General features: G+C 72.4%; 16 protein-coding genes. 3 read left to right on the forward strand and 13 right to left on the reverse strand.

Translation table 11 applies throughout. From position 1 onward, the window contains the following. The 3 genes from OERS_RS18890 to OERS_RS18900 form a co-directional block, all read left to right on the forward strand. Positions 1–2,565 (forward strand): alpha-amylase family glycosyl hydrolase (locus OERS_RS18890; RefSeq protein ID WP_068627591.1); only part of this gene is annotated, 2,565 nt, incomplete at its 5' end. 153 nt (positions 2,566–2,718) lie between these two features. Continuing rightward, positions 2,719–3,648 carry a carbohydrate kinase family protein gene (locus OERS_RS18895; RefSeq protein WP_068627592.1) on the forward strand — a complete coding sequence of 310 codons (930 nt, stop codon included), beginning with the start codon at positions 2,719–2,721 and terminating at the stop codon, positions 3,646–3,648. A 38-nt stretch (positions 3,649–3,686) separates the two neighbouring features. Next, a complete protein-coding gene (locus tag OERS_RS18900; RefSeq protein WP_056647499.1) occupies positions 3,687–4,106 on the forward strand; it encodes a pyridoxamine 5'-phosphate oxidase family protein in 420 nt (139 codons plus the stop codon). 8 nt (positions 4,107–4,114) lie between these two features. Here the strand turns inward: OERS_RS18900 and OERS_RS18905 are convergent, their stop codons facing one another. The 13 genes from OERS_RS18905 to OERS_RS18965 form a co-directional block, all read right to left on the reverse strand. Continuing rightward, complete coding sequence (locus OERS_RS18905) at positions 4,115–6,685, reverse strand: helix-turn-helix transcriptional regulator (protein ID WP_068627593.1); 2,571 nt, start codon at positions 6,683–6,685, stop codon at positions 4,115–4,117. A 124-nt stretch (positions 6,686–6,809) separates the two neighbouring features. Then, positions 6,810–7,448, reverse strand: coding sequence for a signal peptidase I (locus OERS_RS18910; RefSeq protein ID WP_082849039.1), 639 nt, complete (start codon positions 7,446–7,448; stop codon positions 6,810–6,812). Further along, a complete protein-coding gene (locus OERS_RS18915) occupies positions 7,445–8,227 on the reverse strand; it encodes a hypothetical protein (RefSeq protein ID WP_068627595.1) in 783 nt (260 codons plus the stop codon). Before OERS_RS18915 ends, OERS_RS18910 begins: the two co-directional genes overlap by 4 nt. Beyond that, positions 8,224–9,549: an RCC1 domain-containing protein gene (locus OERS_RS18920; protein WP_068627596.1), complete on the reverse strand. Its 1,326-nt coding sequence runs from the start codon at positions 9,547–9,549 to the stop codon at positions 8,224–8,226. The genes OERS_RS18915 and OERS_RS18920 overlap by 4 nt, the downstream gene beginning before the upstream one ends. Beyond that, a complete protein-coding gene (locus OERS_RS18925; protein WP_056761668.1) occupies positions 9,546–10,169 on the reverse strand; it encodes a hypothetical protein in 624 nt (207 codons plus the stop codon). Before OERS_RS18925 ends, OERS_RS18920 begins: the two co-directional genes overlap by 4 nt. Further along, positions 10,166–10,783, reverse strand: coding sequence for a hypothetical protein (locus OERS_RS18930; RefSeq protein WP_068627597.1), 618 nt, complete (start codon positions 10,781–10,783; stop codon positions 10,166–10,168). Before OERS_RS18930 ends, OERS_RS18925 begins: the two co-directional genes overlap by 4 nt. Continuing rightward, positions 10,776–11,396, reverse strand: a complete 621-nt coding sequence (locus OERS_RS18935) for a hypothetical protein (protein WP_056761674.1) — start codon at positions 11,394–11,396, stop codon at positions 10,776–10,778. Before OERS_RS18935 ends, OERS_RS18930 begins: the two co-directional genes overlap by 8 nt. Positions 11,397–11,461: 65 nt before the next feature. Continuing rightward, positions 11,462–12,103 (reverse strand): hypothetical protein, encoded by a 642-nt coding sequence (locus tag OERS_RS18940; RefSeq protein WP_068627598.1) that lies wholly within the window; start codon positions 12,101–12,103, stop codon positions 11,462–11,464. A gap of 312 nt (positions 12,104–12,415) precedes the next feature. Continuing rightward, entirely contained in the window at positions 12,416–13,156 is a 741-nt protein-coding gene (locus OERS_RS18945) for an ABC transporter ATP-binding protein (RefSeq protein ID WP_068627599.1), read from the reverse strand. Continuing rightward, positions 13,153–14,010: an ABC transporter permease gene (locus OERS_RS18950; RefSeq protein WP_211268521.1), complete on the reverse strand. Its 858-nt coding sequence runs from the start codon at positions 14,008–14,010 to the stop codon at positions 13,153–13,155. Before OERS_RS18950 ends, OERS_RS18945 begins: the two co-directional genes overlap by 4 nt. Before the next feature lie 44 nt (positions 14,011–14,054). Next, positions 14,055–15,062 carry an ABC transporter substrate-binding protein gene (locus tag OERS_RS18955; RefSeq protein ID WP_056647526.1) on the reverse strand — a complete coding sequence of 336 codons (1,008 nt, stop codon included), beginning with the start codon at positions 15,060–15,062 and terminating at the stop codon, positions 14,055–14,057. After that, positions 15,059–15,595, reverse strand: coding sequence for a 4Fe-4S dicluster domain-containing protein (locus OERS_RS21865; protein ID WP_197486949.1), 537 nt, complete (start codon positions 15,593–15,595; stop codon positions 15,059–15,061). Before OERS_RS21865 ends, OERS_RS18955 begins: the two co-directional genes overlap by 4 nt. After that, on the reverse strand, positions 15,592–17,421 hold a 1,830-nt coding region (locus OERS_RS18965; RefSeq protein WP_083201613.1), incomplete at its 5' end, for an FAD-dependent oxidoreductase. The genes OERS_RS18965 and OERS_RS21865, both read right to left, overlap by 4 nt.

The raw sequence follows: 17,421 nt of genomic DNA on the forward strand, positions 1-17,421 counted from the left end.
CCCACCCCCACCGAGACCCCCGCGGGCGCTGCGACCCTCTACTACGCGACGACGTGGACCGCGCCGAAGATCCACTTCAACACCACGACCGCGGCCTGGACCACGGCACCGGGCAAGGCCATGGAGGCCGCCTGCACCGGATGGTTCCGGTTCACGATCGACCTGGGAGCCGCCACGGGCGGCAAGGTCGTCTTCACCGACGGCTCGGGCAACTGGGACAACAACGGCGGCAAGGACTACGCCTACGGCCCCGGGATCTCGACCGTGAAGAACGGGGCGCTCACGGCGAACGCCACGGACCCCTGCCCGCCCGTCGTCCCCGAGGTGCCCGACACCACGGCCCCGTCGGTCCCCTCGGGCCTGACCGTGACCGGTACGGGCATCGGCCTCACCGCGAGCTGGACCGCGTCGACCGACGACACGGCCGTCGCGGGCTACACCGTGACGCGCACGGGCGGCGCGGGCACCGTCACGCGCGACGTCACGGGCACGTCCGCGACCGACGCGAACCTCCTCGAGAACACGGCGTACTCGTACTCCGTGACCGCGTTCGACGCGGCCGGGAACCGCTCCGCGGCGAGCACGACGGCCTCGAGGACGACCGGTACCAAGCCGACGACGCCCCCCGCCACGACCGGTGAGCCGCTCGGCGGCGACCCCCGTGAGGACTCGATCTACTTCGTCATGACCGCACGCTTCAACGACGGCGACGCGACCAACAACCGTGGCGGCTCGATGCACGTGAAGTCGGGCAACGCCGCGAACGACGACCCCATGTTCCGGGGCGACTTCGAGGGCATCGTCGACAAGCTCGACTACATCAAGGGCCTCGGGTTCTCGGCGATCTGGATCACGCCCGTCGTGCTCAACCGGTCCGACTACGACTTCCACGGCTACCACGGGTGGGACTTCTACCGCGTGGACCCGCGGCTCGAGTCGGAGGGCGCGAGCTACCAGGACCTGATCGACGCGGCGCACGCCAAGGGCATCAAGATCTACCAGGACGTCGTGTACAACCACTCGTCCCGCTGGGGAGCAGAGGGGCTGTTCACCCCGACCGTGTACGGCGCGCGCGACGCGCAGTGGAGCTGGTACTACGACCAGCCCGTCGCGGGCAAGGAGTACGACCCGCTCGTGGAGGACGCCGACGGCTCGACGTACAACGGTGACCTGTGGTCCTCGACGCAGCCCGCGGGCCAGAACTGTGCCAGCTGGGGTGTCCCGGTCGGCTACTCGGCCGAGGGTTACCGGACGTACAACTGCCAGTGGCCCAACGCGACGTCGGGCATGTTCCCCTCGAACCTCTACCACCCCTGCTGGATCGGGAACTGGGAGGGCAAGGACGCCCAGGACTGCTGGATCCACGAGGACCTCGCGGACTTCAACACCGAGAACGAGCAGGTGCAGGACTACCTGATCGGCGCGTACAACAAGTACATCGACATGGGCGTCGACGGGTTCCGGATCGACACTGCGGTCCACATCCCCCGCGTCACGTGGAACCGGGTCTTCCTGCCCGCGATCCAGGAGCACGCGGTCGCGACGCACGGCGAGAAGGGCAAGGACTTCTACGTGTTCGGGGAGGTCGCACAGTTCGTGCACGACAAGTGGAACCGCGGGTCCGTGAACCACTCCGCACCGTTCTACACCTGGGACGAGCGCAAGGAGTACTCGCTCGACGACGTCGTCGCCGCGGCCGAGCAGTTCCAGTACGAGAACCTCATGGGGCCGGCGAACCAGCCGACGAGCACCAACGCGACCCTGGTCGGGAACACGTACCACGCGCCCGACCACTCCAAGGCGTCGGGCATGAACATCATCGACATGCGCATGCACATGAACTTCGACGACGCCTCGAACGCCTTCTGGTCCGGCAAGGACTCCGACGACGTCACGAACGACGCGACGTACAACACGGTGTACGTGGACAGCCACGACTACGGGCCCGGCAAGTCCCAGACGCGGTTCGCCGGGGGCACCGACGCGTGGGCCGAGAACATGAGCCTCATGTGGACGTTCCGCGGCATCCCGACGCTCTACTACGGCTCGGAGATCGAGTTCCAGGCGGGCAAGAAGATCGACTGCGGTCCGACCTGCCCGCTCGCCACCACGGGGCGCGCCTACTACGGCGACCACCTCGCGGGGACAGTGGTGGCGAGCGACTTCGGCGTCGTCACGTCGGCCACCGGGGCGGTCGCGACGACGCTCCAGCAGCCGTTGGTCAAGCACGTCCAGCGCCTCAACCAGATCCGCCGGGCGATCCCGGCGCTCCAGAAGGGCCAGTACTCGACCGAGGGGGTCTCGGGTGGGATCGCGTACAAGAAGCGGTTCACCGAGGGGTCCGTGGACTCCTTCGTCCTGGTCGCGGTGAGCGGCTCGGCGACGTTCTCGGGCATCCCGAACGGCACCTACGTGGACGCCGTGACGGGCGACCGCAAGGTCGTCGGCGGGGGCGCGCTCACGGTGCCGGTGAGCGGCAGGGGCAACATGCGTGCCTACGTGCTCGAGCTGCCGGGCAACCCGGCGCCGGGCAAGGTCGGTGAAGCAGGTCCGTACCTGAGGTAGCGGTCGGTGAGCGGGTGCCGCCTCCCTGGGGCGGCGCCCGCTCGTCCCGTGCCACCAGCCGCACGCCCGTGCGGTTGACAACGCTGTCATCGGTGCAGGATCGTTCTTCACGACGCTGCACCGTCGCAACCTCTCACCTGCTCTGGAGCTCTCATGCCGCACCGGTCCCCCCACGTCCTCGTCGTCGGCGAAGCCCTCATCGACGAGGTCCGACGCCCCGACGGCACGACCGACGAGCACCCTGGCGGCAGCCCGGCCAACGTCGCCCTGACGCTCGGCCGCCTGGGGCGCGAGACCCTTCTCGCGGCCCACCTCGGTCAGGACGCGCACGGCGAGACGCTGCGCGCCTGGCTCGCCGACTCGGGCGTCACCCTCACCCCGGGGTCCGACGGCGCAGCCGCCACGAGCGTGGCGCGAGCGGTCCTCGACGGGTCGGGGGCCGCGACGTACGACTTCGCGATCACCTGGGACGTGGCCCCCGGCACCGCGGCCACCGAGGCGACGCTCGCCGTCCACACCGGGTCGATCGCCGCCGTCCTCGAGCCCGGCGCGGACGCGGTCCACGACCTGGTGCTCGCGGCGCGCGAGCGCTCGACCATCACGTACGACCCCAACGCCCGGCCCAGCCTCATGGGCACGGCCGAGGCCGCGCTCGCCCGGATCGAGCCGCTCGTCGCGGCCGCCGACGTCGTCAAGGTGAGCGACGAGGACGTCGAGTGGCTCCATCCCGGCACCGACCCGGTCGAGGTCGCCCGGACGTGGGCTGCGCGGGGGCCCGCGATCGTGGTCGTCACGTTCGGCGGCGAGGGCGCGGTCGCGGTGTGCCCTGCGGGCGAGGTCCGCGTCGCTGCGCCGCGCGTCGAGGTCGTCGACACGGTCGGTGCCGGTGACACCTTCATGGGAGCGCTCATCGACGGGCTCTGGGAGCGGGACCTCCTCGGGGGCGACCGGCGCGAGGCGCTGCGTGCGATCGACCTCGCCTCGCTGAGCGAGGTGCTCGAGCGGTGCGTCGCAGCGGCCGCGATCACCGTCTCGCGCGCTGGTGCGAACCCGCCGCGGCGTGCGGAGCTCGCGAACCGCTGATCCTGGACAACGCTCCAACGGCACCCGAGGATCTCCCCATGGACCAGCAGCTCGTCGAGTACGTCCGCGCTCAGGGGGCAGGTGTCGTCGCGACGCTCGGCCCGGACGGCAGCCCTCAGGCGGCCTACCTCTCTCTCACCGCGACCGATCGAGGCGAGCTCGTGCTCGACGCCCGCGAGAGCTCACGCAAGATCGCCAACCTTCGCCGTGACCCGCGCATCGCGGTGGCCGTCGGAGGCGCTGACGGGACGACCCTGCAGTGCGAAGGGGTCGCCGACCTGCCCGAGGGGCGCGAGCGTGAGCGCTGCGCGGCGGAGTACGCCGCGAGGTTCCCCGAGTTCGCCGGCTCGCTCGCGCAGGACGGGATCGTCCTCGTCCGGGTCACGGTGACGTGGGCACGCTACGGGGACTACCGGCCCGAGGCCGGACGCACCCCCTCGGGTACGTCGAGCAGGTAGCGCAGCGCCTACCCGGCGACCTCGACCCGCGCTCTGACCGCGATCTCGGCGAGCTCTGCCCGAGACGAAGCACCGGTCTTCTTGAGCGCGCGGAAGATGTGGTTCTCGACCGTCCGCCGGCTGATCCCCAGCGCCGACGCGACCTCGGCGCTCGTGTGCGCGCCGACCAGCAGGGCTACCTCCAGCTCACGAGCCGTGAGCGACGGGTTCGTGTCCTCGACCTGCCTCACGACGAGCGGCGTCCGCCCGAGACGGACCTCGAGCTGCCGAGCGGCCGCGGTGACGTGCTCCCTCAGCTCCGGGTCGCTGCGCTGGGCGAAGGACACCAGGGTCCGCAGCAGGAAGTAGTCGTCCCGGCCGTGCTCGTACGCGGCCAGGTGCTGCTCGACGCCGAGCGGGTCCGTCAGCACCTGCCTCACCGTGGCCCGATACCCGGAGAGTGCCTGCGGTTCGGGCGACAGCCCGCAGGCCCGGTCCAGCACGTCGAGACGGACGAGCGTCGGGTCGAGCGCCGTCGCGACCTGGAGCGCGGCCCGGACGACGGACCAGTAGCCCTTGGGCTCGGCCTCTCGTCCGATGGTCGTGAGGATGTCCGCAGCCTGCCCGACGTCGCCCGCCATGAGCGCACGGATCGCGTCGTCGACACCGCGCTGCATCCACGGCAGCGGCCCGTCCGGGACGCCCTCGGTCTCCATCAGGAACGACGAAGCGACGTCTCCCCGGCCCGTCCGGAACATCAGGTCCGCACCGAGCCGGAGCATCGCTCCGTGCACACCACGGGAGATCTCACCGGGCGCTCCGAGCGTGAAGATCTCGCTCAGCAGGTTGACCCCCTCCTCCCACCTCCCCTCGACGAAGGTCCGGAGCGCGGCTGCGTACGCGAACAACGTCACCCGAGGACGGTCGAGCTCGAGCTGCGACTCCCGGAGGAACCGGGTGGTCGTGCGCGTCGCGAGAGCCCCGTCCTCTCCGTCGACCAGCGCGACGGCGCGGAAGAAGTCGAGGTAGCGCTCGATGATGGCCGGCGTGGTGGCGGGCCTGTCCTCCATCGCGGCGAGCGCCCCCCGGGGGTCGCCGTGGATCGTCAGGGTGGCGGCGAGGACGACGTGCGAGACCCAGCAGTCCTGACGACGCCGGACCTCCTGGTGAAGCCAGTCCAGGTCGTCGGGCCGGACACCCGTACTGACGACCCGCAGGAAGACCTTGATCGCGTGCGCCTCCCCGTCGGCATCGCCCGTGGCCTGGACCATCCACGTGAGCGCGCGTGCGACGGCGCGGGCGTCGTGACGGGCGAGCCCGTACCAGAGGGCCTTGACCACCCCGTAGAGCACCAGGTCGCCGCGCGTCGCACCGTCGCTGCGATGGTCAGTCTGCTCGAACAGCGCCTCGATGCGCTCTGGGTCGTCCTGCCACTCCAGGAGCGCGCCGAGGTAGGACAGGATGTTCGCGAGAGACGGGTCGGTCGCGACCCGTTCCTCGTGCGCCACCCGTTCCAGGGCCATCCGGTCGGTGAAGTAGCGAGCGAGCACCGGGAAGCCACCGGGTTCGGGCGGCGCAGGGAGCGCCGAGACCGTTGAGCTCTCGATGCGTTGCCGCGCTGCCTGGAAGAGCTTCGACTCAGGCACCTGGAGCAGCTCGCTGAGCCGCCGGGAGTGCACCATGCCCGCCACGTCGAGGGGGCGTTTGCGGAAGTAGTCGACGATCGCGAGCGGGTTGAGCGAGACGAGCGCCTTGAGGGGCTGCTGCCCCACGACGCTCACGAGCCCGCGCTCCTCGAGCCTCTCGACCGAGGCGACACGGTCGATGACCGTGATCTGCTCCATCGTGGCCGAGCCGAGGAGCGCGAGCTCGTAGACGGTCCGGAAGTCCTCGTCGTCGAGCCCCGCGAGCAGCTGTTCGATCACGGTCTGCAGGTGCGGGTTCCACAGGGTGTCCCCGGCCATGCGCCACACGCCGTCGCTCTCCTCGATCCTTCGGCTCAACGTCGCGGTGTGCACGATCGAGCGGACGAGACTCGTGATCCCGGAGGACTTCGCGTAGACGTGCGCCACGACGTCGGACGCGACGCGGCCGCCCAGCAGACGGTGGACGAGCGCGCTCGTCTCCTCGTAGGACAGCGGGCCCAGCGTGATCCGCACCCCCTTCTCGGCGGGGAACCAGCGCTGCGCCGAGGTCAGGCCACGACGGAACGGCAGCGACGTCACCAGCACGGGGGCGTCCAGGCGCTCGCGCGCGACCGTGACCACCGCGAGGGAGTCCTCGTCGATCGTCAGGACGTCGTCGAGGACGACGTACGCGCTCGACCCGCGCGCGAGCTCGCGCGCCACACGGTCGACGAACCCGTAGAGCGTCGGACCGTCCTTGGGCGTCTCGACACCGGCGAGCCGGAGCGAGACGTACGGCTCGGGCACGGTGCTCGTCAGCCCGGTCAGCGACAGGACGCTCGCGCCGGTTCGTTCGAGCTCGGCCACGACCCGGCGGGTCAGGGTCGTGCGGCCGATCCCGCGCTGCCCCACGACCTCGACGGACATCCCGCTCCGCAGGTGGTCGACAGCGCTCTGCACCTCGTCGTCGAACACGGTGGCTCTCCTCGGGATCAGGTCCGTCACGACGTGACGGCCCCCACCCCGGCGGGCGCACGGGTCGATACCGTCACCCTTCGGACTATGCCCCCCGAACGCGCCTCGGGCGAGGCGAGCGGCACTACCGTGACTCCACGCGCTCGGGGTCGTCGGACGCGCACCGCGCGTCCTCACCCGGGTGAGCATCGTGGCCGGACGCCCGCACCGAGGGGTGAGCAGCGCCGTCGGGCAGGGTGGCGCCCCGGCGCGGGCGCCGCACCGACTGCCGCGTCTCGCCGCGCGTCCCGACGAGCAGGACGACGACCACGAGGATCGCGGCGCCCGTGGCGACCACGCCGTCCCGCGACTGGAAGAAGCTCACGACGTAGCCGCCGCCAGGGATCGTCAGGAGGTGCTTGCCGGCTACCGCGACGCCGTAGGTGTACGGGTCGTCGACGTCGTTGGCATCGCCGCGGAGCGTGAGCTCGCGCCCCTCGGGCGCGCCCTCGACGGGGGCGACCTCGACCACGCGGTGCGTGACGAGCTCGGCGCCCGTGCGCTTGGGGACCGTGACGACGTCGCCCACCACGATCTCGCTCGCCGGGGTCATCCGGCTGAGGATGAGGGAGCCGGTCGGGATGCCGGGCTCCATCGAGCCCGAGACGACCACGAGCGACTTCACGTCGAACGCGAAGGACGCGCCCAGCAGCAGGACGCACACGACGCCGATCACCGCGGTGACGCTCAGGACCGCGTCGCGCAACCACACGAGTGCTCTCATGGCGCGACCTCCTGGCCGGCCGCACCTGTGGCCGGAACCGACTCGGCGCCGAACGCGAGGCGCATCCGGGACGTCCCGCCGTTGTAGCCCTCGCTCTCCGGCGTGTCCGGGTACGCGACGAGCACGCGCAGTGTGCGCACGCTGCCGTCGATGCCCGGAGCCCACGGCGAGCCGTCCGCGAGAGCGGACGTGCCACGGGCGGCCAGGGCGAACGGGGCCGTCGCCGCCGCGAGGCCGTCCGCCGTGACCTCGCTGGCCATCGGGTCCGCACCGTCGCCTGCGAGGACCTCGCCTGTGTCGGCATCGAGCACGGTCCAGCGGTACAGGCCGATCGGGTCCTTGCCCCCGGTCGCGGCCTCGTCGTGCAGGTCCTCGACCCGGAACGAGACCAGAGCGTCGTACGGCCCGTTGTTGACCACGGGGACCACCGTCTCCAGGACGGTGCCCGGGAGGAACGTCCCGGCCCCGTCGACGGCCCACGCGAGCCCGTCACCGTCGGCTTGACGCAGCACGCCGTCGCGGACGAGCGCGATGTCGAACGCCTCGGGGTTGCCGACACCGCGCGACTCGACGTTGAGGTTCGCGGTGTCCTGGAACGAGGCGCCCGTCGCTCCCACCGAGCCACCCGCGAGGAAGGCGCCAGCGCTGGCAACACCGACGACGGCGAGCGCACCGAGCGTGCGCGCCGCCCGACGGCGCCTACCGCGCGTGGCGCGCAGGTCGGCACGGGTCGCCGCCCCGGCGACGGGGGTGCGCGCAGTGCGCCCGACCCCGGTCACGGTGTCACCTCGACCTGGTGCGCAGGCCAGACGTAGAGGCCGTTGGCTGCTCCGGTCGACGTCACCGAGCGTGCGCACGCGGCGTAGGTCAGCCCCCCGCACGCGGCACCGAACCCGTTCTCGCCCCAGGTCCACAGCGTGCCGTCCGCGAGCGTGTACGAGCCGACGTCCTTGGACCCGCCGACCTCGACCGCTGGGCCCTTGCCGCCGTCGTAGACCACCGCGAGGGCGTTGGTCGAGTTGATCGCACCGCTCGGGAGCCGGAACGCTCCGCCCCACAGCCGAGCCCCCCAGGCCTGGACGGTGCCGTCGGCCATGAGGGCGCGGCCCGTCTGGAAGCTCACCGCGACGTCCTCGACACCTGTCAGGAGGAGCTTGGGGGCACCCAGGTCGCGACCGTCGAGCGCGGTCCAGCTCCCTGGTGCGCCGCCGTGCGCGTTGTTCTCGGCGGAGCCCCAGGTGTAGACGTCGCCCTTCTCGGTGAGCAGGGTCCCGAACGCGTAGCCACCGCCCAGGTAGGCGAGCCCCTCCGAGGCGACCAGCGCGGTGAGCGCGGGCACCTCGACGGGCGTGGTCACGTAGCGGTCCCCATGGAGCCCGTTGCCGGCCCCGCCGCGGTAGTCGCGACCCCAGAAGTAGACGCGCGACGCGTCGTCGACCGCGTAGAAGCCCTCGTAGGCGGCACCGACGTAGACGAGCGCGCCCGTTCCGGCCGGGAAGGTCACGCGCGTCGGGTTCACCTGAGGCAGGCTGTTGCCGTTCCCGCGCTGGCCGAACGCGGGCGTCCCGGTGGTCCACACCGAGCCGTCGGCCTTGAGCCAGGCGTTGGCGTACTCGCTCGACGCCACGGACCGGACGTCGGTGTCGAGCGGCGTCCACGACGCGGGCACGGCGCCCGGGAGCCCGCCGTTCTCGTTGTAGCCGTTCGTGCCCCACGTCCAGAGCCGGCCGCTCGCGTCGATCGCCTTGTAGCCGTACGCGTTGGCGCTCACGTCGACCACGTCGGTCAACGGCCTGAAGAGCGAGGGCGTCCGGACGGCCCCCTCACCTGCACCGAGCGCACCGCCCCCAGGGTTCGCACCTGCCCCGAAGAAGCCCCACAGGTAGAGCCGTCCCTCGACGATCGCGGCCGTCGTGTCGACCGCGTTGGCCTGACGGATCGCCGCGACCACGGGCGGCACGTCCGCGGTGAGCACGGCGGTCTCGGCCCGGGCCTCGTCGGTGTAGGCGGCCGTGGTGAGCTGGACGGTCCCGAGCAGTGCGGTCGCGACCAGGGTCAGCGCGCCGGTGGCGGCGGCGACGCGGCGGGTGGCGGCGTTCATGGGGTCCTCCTCTTCCGGGTGGAGACGTAGGCGGTGGTTCCTGCACCGATCAGGACGACGGCGAGCGTGGCGAGGAGCATGACGCCCGCTCCGGTCGCGGCCAGGCCGCCACCGGGGATGCCGGGTGCCCCGGGCTCTCCCTCGCTCTGGGCGGTCGCGACGAAGCGGAGCGTGACGCCCCCTTCCGCGCCGCGGTACTCGTCGCCCGCCTCGGCGGGCATGGCGGCCCGCCCGTGGACGACGTACTCGCCCCCGGCGGGCAGCTCGGGCAGGTCGACGGTCAGGTCGCCCTGCCCGACGACGTCGCCTCCTTCGAGGAGCACGTCGCCCTCGGGCCCGACCACGAGGACGTCGAGCGGGTGCTCGCCCTCGAAGAGCGCTCCCCCGAGGCCGGCCGCCGTGAGTGTCAGCGGTACGGCGCGGTCGGTCACGTTCCTGGCGGTCATGGTCCACTCGACCGAGCGGCCCGGAGCGGGGGCCTCGACGACCACGCTGTCCGGGTCGACCTCGATCAGGTCGCCGGCTGCGGCCGCGGGCTGCGACGTCACGGCGAGGCACAGTGTGGTGAGGACGAACGCGAGCACGGCGAGGAGGATCGTGCGGTGAGGTCTGCCGGTCATGAGGTGCTCCCGGTGAAGGCCATGCCCACGCTGGTCGACCTACCGTGGTAGACCGATCGGGTGTCGGGGGACAGGACTGCGGAGACGTGCACGGTGCGGTGCTCGTCGGTCCCGAGCGCTCCCAGGTCGACCGCGAGGTCGGCCGCAGGGACGTCGCGAGCCACGACGGCCCCCGCGACGGTGACGGTCACGAGCAGGCGGGAGTACACGTCCGGGTACTGCTGGGCGCCCAGCACGAACGGCTCGTCGAGGGGGTCGTACAGCGTGAGGTGCACCGCGCCGGGCGCCGCGTCGTTCACGACGTCGACGCGCCACTCGACAGGGACCGTCCGGCTCAACGTGCCGTGCGTGGTCTCGACCACGAGCGCGTCGGGGCTGCCCTCGCCGGTGGTCACGTCGCCCGTGGGGCTGAGGGTCTCGAGCGAGATGTCGTAGGAGCCGCCGGTCTCGATCACGGCCGAGGCCTCGTCCGTGAAGCCCGCGACGGTCCCGCCGATCGAGCCCACGAGGACCGCGCCGGCTCCGGCCCCCACGAACGCGATCAGGGCGGGACGCGGACGACGGGTCGGACGACCGGCGGCCCGGTGCGCGCCTGATGCGTTCCGGTCAGTCATTCTGGGCCTCGAATCGGAGCTGGATGGCGGACGTCGCGTCCTGCCACTGGTTGTCGAGGTCGGCGGGCAGCGCGACCGTCACCTCCAGGAGGTGCATCTCGTCGGGGGCCCAGGACTCGGTCCACTCGTGGGTGGCGGCCGCCAGGGCGGGACCGTCGAGGTCGTCGACCAGCACCTCGCCGTCCTCGACGATCGTGAAGCGGAGCTGGCCGAAGAGCTCGACCGGGCGGCCCGTCGCCGGGTCCGTCGTGCCCGAGCGGTCGTCGGGGTCGGTGACCGTGAGAGCGACACGGGCCGGCAGGCCGGGAGACGTGTTGAGCGCTGCGACGCGGAACGTCAGCTGCCCGCCCGGCCCGATGACCTGCGGGCCACCGGGACGTGCGTCGGAGCCGGGGTCGGCCCCCAGGACCACGTCGTACGCGTCGGGGTTGCCGTGCCCCCAGCTTGCCGGGTGGGGCGTCCAGCCGGGCTCGAGCGAACCCGCGACCATGATGTCGAAGTCGTCGCCCTGGGCGAACCGGACGTCGACCGTGTCGGAGTCGACGACCATGGCGGACGTCGCGAGGGTCACCACGCCGAGCAGCGCGCCCCAGGACCAGATCTTGCGGTGCATCGTGACCCTCCTTCCGAGAGCGGACCGGCCGGTGGCCTGCGCCACCGGCCGGTCGTGCGGGCTCGCTACGGGAGGACGACGGATGCGGCGTCGAAGTGCGCCTGCACGTAGGCCACGCCGCCGTTGAGCGCGGCGTTGCCCTCCGTGCCCTGGTCGGCCAGCGTGATCGAGAGCGTCAGCTGGTCGGACGCGCCCGGTGCCAGGGTCACGGGGGTGAGGGCCGCGGACTCGGCCAGCTCGTCGAACTGGTCGAACGTCAGGCCGCTGACGATCGCGACGCCGTCGCTTCCCGCGACCGAGAAGCGGAGCGCGGCGAGGTAGGCGGGGTCGGACGTCTTGCCCGGGACCTCGTTGATCCAGAGCCGGAGGTCGGCGCCGAGCTTCTCCGAGTCGTTCCTATAGGGCAGCGCGACGGAGATCGTGTCGCCCGGGGTGATGGTGTCGGCGCCGGGCACGGCGATGTCGACGCCCTCGGCCGTGTCGGCCTCCTGCCAGGTGCCCGGGACGGGGATGCCGTCCACGTCGGTCCCGACGACCTGGATGTTGAACGCACCGGCGCCGATCCCGGAACCGTCCGTGCCACCGCCGAGGTTCAGGTTCGCGAAGTCGGTGAAGGCCGCCGTGGTGGCGAGCGCGCCGATACCGACGAGGGCGCCGATCGAGTAGAGGGTCTTCTTCCGGGTGCTGCTCTTGGCCGTGGTGCTCACGAGGGGTGCTCCTCCAGGAACGGGGTGGTCGCCAGTCGACCCGTGGGTCGTCCCGGGAGGTGTCCCGGGGGCTGATGACGACGACGCTAGGAGTGCACTGAATACTCACCACGCGGTAAGGATGAGGTGCTGAGCAATTTCTCACCCGGCCCCCAGCCCGGTGGACGCACCGCCTGAGTAGCGCCCTGGGTACTGCGGACGCACGCCCCTGAGCACCTCCTCGAGCGCCCTGCGGCGGACCTCGGGGACGGCCGGGCGACACGGGCCTGGGCCCGGGGGCCGGCACCCGGCGCCGCGCCCGGGGCGCCGGCCTCACGCCGCCCCGATCGCCTCCTCGACGCCCAGCTCGAGCAGCAGCCGGCGCCGGAAGTCCCCGAACCCCGGCACCCCACGCCGTCGCGGCCGGTCGAACGGCACCTCGAGCTCGACCCCGACCTTCCCGTCCTGGAGCACGGCCACGCGGTCGGCGAGCAGGATCGCCTCGTCGACGTCGTGCGTCACGAGCAGCACGGCGGGCTGGTGCTCGTGGCACAGCTCGGCCACGAGCGCCTGCATCCTGATGCGGGTCAGGGCGTCGAGCGCCGCGAACGGCTCGTCGAGCAGGAGCAGGCGCGGGTTGCGCACGAGGGCCCGGGCGAGCGCGACGCGCTGCGCCTCTCCTCCGGAGAGCGTCGTGGGCCAGGCGGCCTCACGGCCCCCGAGGCCCACCTCGGCGAGCGCGGCCGACGCCGCGGCGCGCCGGTCGCGCGTGGAGCGCTGCCCGAGGATCACGTTGGACCCGACCCGCTTGGACGCGACGAGCCGCGGCTCCTGGAACACCACGGTCCGCTCGGCGGGGGCCTCGACGGTCCCGGTGTCGTGCTCCTCGAGCCCGGCGAGGATGCGCAGCAGCGTCGTCTTGCCGGAGCCGCTGGCCCCGAGCAGCGCGACGAACTCGCCCGGACGCAGCGTCAGGGAGAAATCCTCGAGGATGGTCCGGTCGCCGTACGACTTGGTGACGTCCTGCACCCGGACGGTCGGCTCGGCAGGGTCGTGCACGGTCCGGACGCTCATGGCTTTCTCCCGAGTCGCTTGTAGGGCAGCAGGACGCGTTCGAGGAGCCGCACGACCAGGTCGACCGACAGCCCCCACACGGCGTAGATCAGCACGCACACGACGAGCACGTCCATCTGGAAGTACTGCTGCGCGGAGACCATGAGGAACCCGATGCCGCGCGGCGCGTTGGACATCTCCGCGACGATCAGCGCGAGCAGCGACACCGACAGGGACACCCGCAGCCCGACGAGGACCGACGGGATGGCCTCGGGCAGGATCACGTGCCGCACGAGCCCCAGCCCGCGCAGCCCGAACACCTTGCCCGCCTCCAGGATCTTGCGGTCGACGTTGCGCACGCCGCTGTGGGTGTTGAGGTAGAGCGGGAACAGCGCGGCGGCCGCGATGATGATGATCTTGGGTCGTTCGTCGATCCCGAACCAGAGGATGAGCAGCGGCGCGATCGCGAGGAACGGGATGGTGCGCAGCATCTGGAGGGTGGGGTCGAGGAGCTGGTCGCCCAGGCGGAACAACCCGGCGACGACGCCGAGCGTGAGCCCCAGCAGCCCGCCGATCGCGAAGCCCACGGCCACGCGCCCGAGCGAGACCGACAGGTTCTCCCACAGCACGCCCGTGCTCACGAGCTCGACGAACGCGTCGGCGACCTGCCAGGGCGCGGGGAACTGCTTCTCGTCGATCCACCCCTGGGCCGAGCCGAGGAACCAGAGCGCGAGGATCGCGGCGGGCACCGAGGCGCGCAGCAGGACGTCGCGCGGCGAGCGCCGCTTCCTGCCCGACGACGTCGCACCGGTCCGCGCCCCGGCCGCCCCCGGGGCCGTGGCCGGCACCGTACCGACGGCTGTCGCTGCACCCACCGGGGACGCCTCCGCGCGGGCGCGCGACGTCGTCGTGCCGGTGGTCACTCGACACCCCACGTGCTGACGTCGAACGCCTTCGGGGCGGCGCCGGAGCTGACGAGGAAGTCGAGCGTCGACTGCACGGTCTTGAGCCCGTCCGGGTCGATCGCCTGCGTGCCGTACTGCCAGAGCTCGGCCTCCTTGACGACCTCGACGGGCGAGCCCGTGGCCTCGAAGACCCACTGGGCGTAGGCGTCGTGGTCGGCCTCGATCTTGGCCACGCCGGCCTCGGTGACCTCCCAGACCGCCGCGGCGAGCTCGGGGTTCGCCTCGTAGGTCTCGCGCGAGGTGAGCGAGACGCTCGTCGCGAGCAGGTCGGGGTCGTCGACGCTCGCCTTGGACAGGACCGGGAAGTCGTTCTGCAGGCGCCAGATCCCGGCCGTGGTCGCGGGCACCGGCACGGCGTCGATGTCGCCGCGCTGGAGAGCGGGCAGGGCGTCGGCGAACAGGAGGTTGACGAGCTCGACGTCGCCCAGGACCCCGGCGCGCTCGAGGACCGCGCGGCCGTACTTGTCGAAGTTGGAGCCGAACTGGAGCCCGACCTTCTTGCCCGCGAGCTGGTCGATCGTCGTGACGCCGCCGGTCCGGGTGAGGAACCAGATGTCGGAGGACGGCTTGGCGATGACGAGCGCCGGGACGTCGAGGCCGCTCGCCTTGGCCTGCGTCGCCGGGGTGTCGCCGATGAAGCCGACCTGGATGTCGCCCGTCTGAAGGGCCTGGACCACGGGCGGCCCGTTGTTGAACCCGACGAACCCCTCGTACTCGTACCCGTGCTCGGCGAGGATCGCGTCGGCGATCCCGGTCTCGACCGCGTACCCGAACGGACCGGTCGCGACGGGCGTCTTGCCTGCCACGCCGTTCCAGGGGCCGCCCGTCGTGAGGGGTGCGAGCTCGGCGCCCGCGCTCGCCCCGTCGCCCGACGGCGTCGCGGCCTCGGACGTGGAGCAGGCCGCGAGCGCGGCGACGAGGGCGACGGACGCCAGGGCGGCGAAGGTGCGGTTCCGGCTCATGAGGGGGCTCCTTGGAGGTGGGTCGTGGTGCTGTCGGTGTGGACGGAGGTGTGGGGACGTGCACCGTCGGCGGGGGTGCCGGCCGGTGTCGTGCCGTCGGCGTGGTCGCGCGATCCCGAGGTCGGGGCGAGCGCGGCCGCGCGGTGGTAGTCGACGTCGGAGGACAGGACGGTCTGCGCGGTGGCGCCGGCCACGGTGTCGGTCGGCGCGTCGGTGCTCTCTCCGGCACCGGTGCTGCTCCCACGCGGCGCCCGCCGCCACCCGACCCGGTCCCGGTAGAGACCCAGGAGGTCGCGGTCGAGCAGGTCGGCCTCGTCGAGGAACGGCGACCCGGCCGGCTCGGGCGTGCGCGACGGGGACACGAAGATCGCGTCCTCGGGGCAGTACGCCTCGCACTGGAAGCAGGTCTGGCAGTCCGAGTGCCGCGCGATGGTCGGCACCCCGCCGTCGACGGACTCGAAGACGTTGGTCGGGCAGATCCGCACGCAGATGTCGCACGACGTGCAGCGCGCGGCGTTGAGGATCTCGATCATGACGCCTCCTCGGTCCTGGTCGGTGGGGTGGTCCGGCCGGGCGCACCGGCGCCGACCGCGCTCCCGGGCGCACCGGCGCTCGTGCTGCCCGGGTAGGGCGCCCCGGCGGCGCCCGTCACGGGCGGCTCCGGGTCCGGCAGCACCCACAGGTCGCGCAGCCCTCCCGTGAGCAGGCGTCGGGCCTGCTGCGGGTCGGTGTCGGGGAAGTCGGTGCGCGTGTGCATGCCGCGGGTCTCCGTGCGGTGCAGCGCAGTGCGGTTGGCCCAGCGCGCCATCGCGAGCATCCCCGCGGTCTCGCGCGTGCGGATCGCCGTGCCGCCCCGCACGTCCGGAGGGACGAGCTCGGTGCCCGCGCGGTCCCACAGGTCGTCGAGAGTGTCGAGCGACCGCACGAGCCCCTGGTGGTGACGGAAGACCGACTTGTCGATCGGGAGCATCTCGTCGCGGACCGCGGTCGTGATCTCGCGCCATGCCCCCTCCCCGGCCGGGGTCGACCGTGGGAGGTGCGCTCCGTCGTCGGGCCGCAGCCCCACCGTGCCCGTGGGCTCGAGGCGCTGCCCGCGGGACGACGGGCCGCGGTCCGCCGCCAGGGCGGCCGCCGCCCGGCCGGACCACGTGCCCGACGCCACGGCCCACGCCAGGTTGGGTCCGCCCGCGCCGGTCGCCGCACCGACCACACGGTCTCGCGCCGCGACGTCGCCCGCCGCGAACAGGCCCGGGACGCCGGTCCACGCGTCGCGGTCGAGCACGTGGACCCCGCCCGTGCCACGCACCGTGCCCTCCTGGACCCAGTCCATGGGGAAGCGCTCGGTGAACGGGTCGACCCCCAGCTTGTCCGTGACCATGAAGAAGTTGGGCATGGCCGCGCGCAGGGTCGGGCGGACCTCGGGCGGGAACTGGGTGAACTGGGCCGTGATCGTGCCGCGCAGCGAGGCGCCGAGCAGCTCGGCGCGGCTCTTGTGCAGGTTCTCGTAGGCGATGGGCACACCCTCGTGGTCCCAGTAGGAGGCCGTGACGAAGAAGCCGTTCTTGTCCATCGAGGTCCCGAACGGGACCATGCCGTAGAAGTTGGAGAACTCCATGCTCGACAGGTGAGCGCCCACCTCGGCGGCCATCAGGTGGCCCTCGCCCGTGTTGACGTCGCCGCCCAGGGAGTGGGACTTCCAGGTGGTGCCACCCGTCGCGAGCACGACGGCGCCGCTCGCCACCCGCCAGGCGCGTCCGGTCTGGCGCTGGTAGCCCTGGGCGCCCGAGACGACGCCCGCGCCGTCGACCAGGAGCTCGAGCGCGGGGCTGTGGTCGAGGACCGTGACGCCGTTCTTCTTGACCTTGCCGCGCAGGAAGCGCAGGTAGTCGGGCGACGATCCCGAGAAGGACCGCTCGCCGGGGCGGCGCGCGAAGGGGTTCGGGGCGGGTGCGGGACCGCCGGCTCCGCCGCGGGTGCCGGTGCTTGCCGGGCGCGAACGGCGCGTGCGCTCGTACCCCCAGCCGTCGATGAGTGCGGTGCGGTACCAGGCCTCGTCGAGGACGTCGTTGGTCCAGTCGCGGTCGGTGAGGTAGCCGCCCTGCTCCTCGCGCGGCGTGATCTCCTCGTCGCGGCGGTCGGCGTCGGGCGGGACGAGCCAGTGCCCGACGCCGGCCGTCGCCGCGACGCCGCTCGTGCCGCAGTAGCCCTTGTCGACCAGGACGACGCTCGCCCCCTGCTCGGTCGCGGCGATCGCGGACCAGGTCGCTGCCGGGCCGCCGCCGATCACGAGGACGTCGGCGTGCAGGAGCAGGTGCTCGGCCGAGTTCTCGACGAGCGTGGGACGGGGGGCGCGCCGGGT

The organism is Oerskovia enterophila, from assembly GCF_001692445.1.
Classification (GTDB): Bacteria; Actinomycetota; Actinomycetes; order Actinomycetales; family Cellulomonadaceae; genus Oerskovia; species Oerskovia enterophila.

Excerpts from the sequence above, each read along its gene's own strand:
- OERS_RS18895 (WP_068627592.1), top strand. The coding sequence starts at position 2,719 with ATGCCGCACCGGTCCCCCCACGTCCTCGTCGTCGGCGAAGCCCTCATC.
- OERS_RS18900 (WP_056647499.1), top strand. The coding sequence starts at position 3,687 with ATGGACCAGCAGCTCGTCGAGTACGTCCGCGCTCAGGGGGCAGGTGTC.
- OERS_RS18910 (WP_082849039.1), bottom strand. The coding sequence starts at position 7,448 with ATGAGAGCACTCGTGTGGTTGCGCGACGCGGTCCTGAGCGTCACCGCG.
- OERS_RS18920 (WP_068627596.1), bottom strand. The coding sequence starts at position 9,549 with ATGAACGCCGCCACCCGCCGCGTCGCCGCCGCCACCGGCGCGCTGACC.
- OERS_RS18925 (WP_056761668.1), bottom strand. The coding sequence starts at position 10,169 with ATGACCGGCAGACCTCACCGCACGATCCTCCTCGCCGTGCTCGCGTTC.
- OERS_RS18930 (WP_068627597.1), bottom strand. The coding sequence starts at position 10,783 with ATGACTGACCGGAACGCATCAGGCGCGCACCGGGCCGCCGGTCGTCCG.
- OERS_RS18935 (WP_056761674.1), bottom strand. The coding sequence starts at position 11,396 with ATGCACCGCAAGATCTGGTCCTGGGGCGCGCTGCTCGGCGTGGTGACC.
- OERS_RS18945 (WP_068627599.1), bottom strand. The coding sequence starts at position 13,156 with ATGAGCGTCCGGACCGTGCACGACCCTGCCGAGCCGACCGTCCGGGTG.
- OERS_RS18955 (WP_056647526.1), bottom strand. The coding sequence starts at position 15,062 with ATGAGCCGGAACCGCACCTTCGCCGCCCTGGCGTCCGTCGCCCTCGTC.
- OERS_RS21865 (WP_197486949.1), bottom strand. The coding sequence starts at position 15,595 with ATGATCGAGATCCTCAACGCCGCGCGCTGCACGTCGTGCGACATCTGC.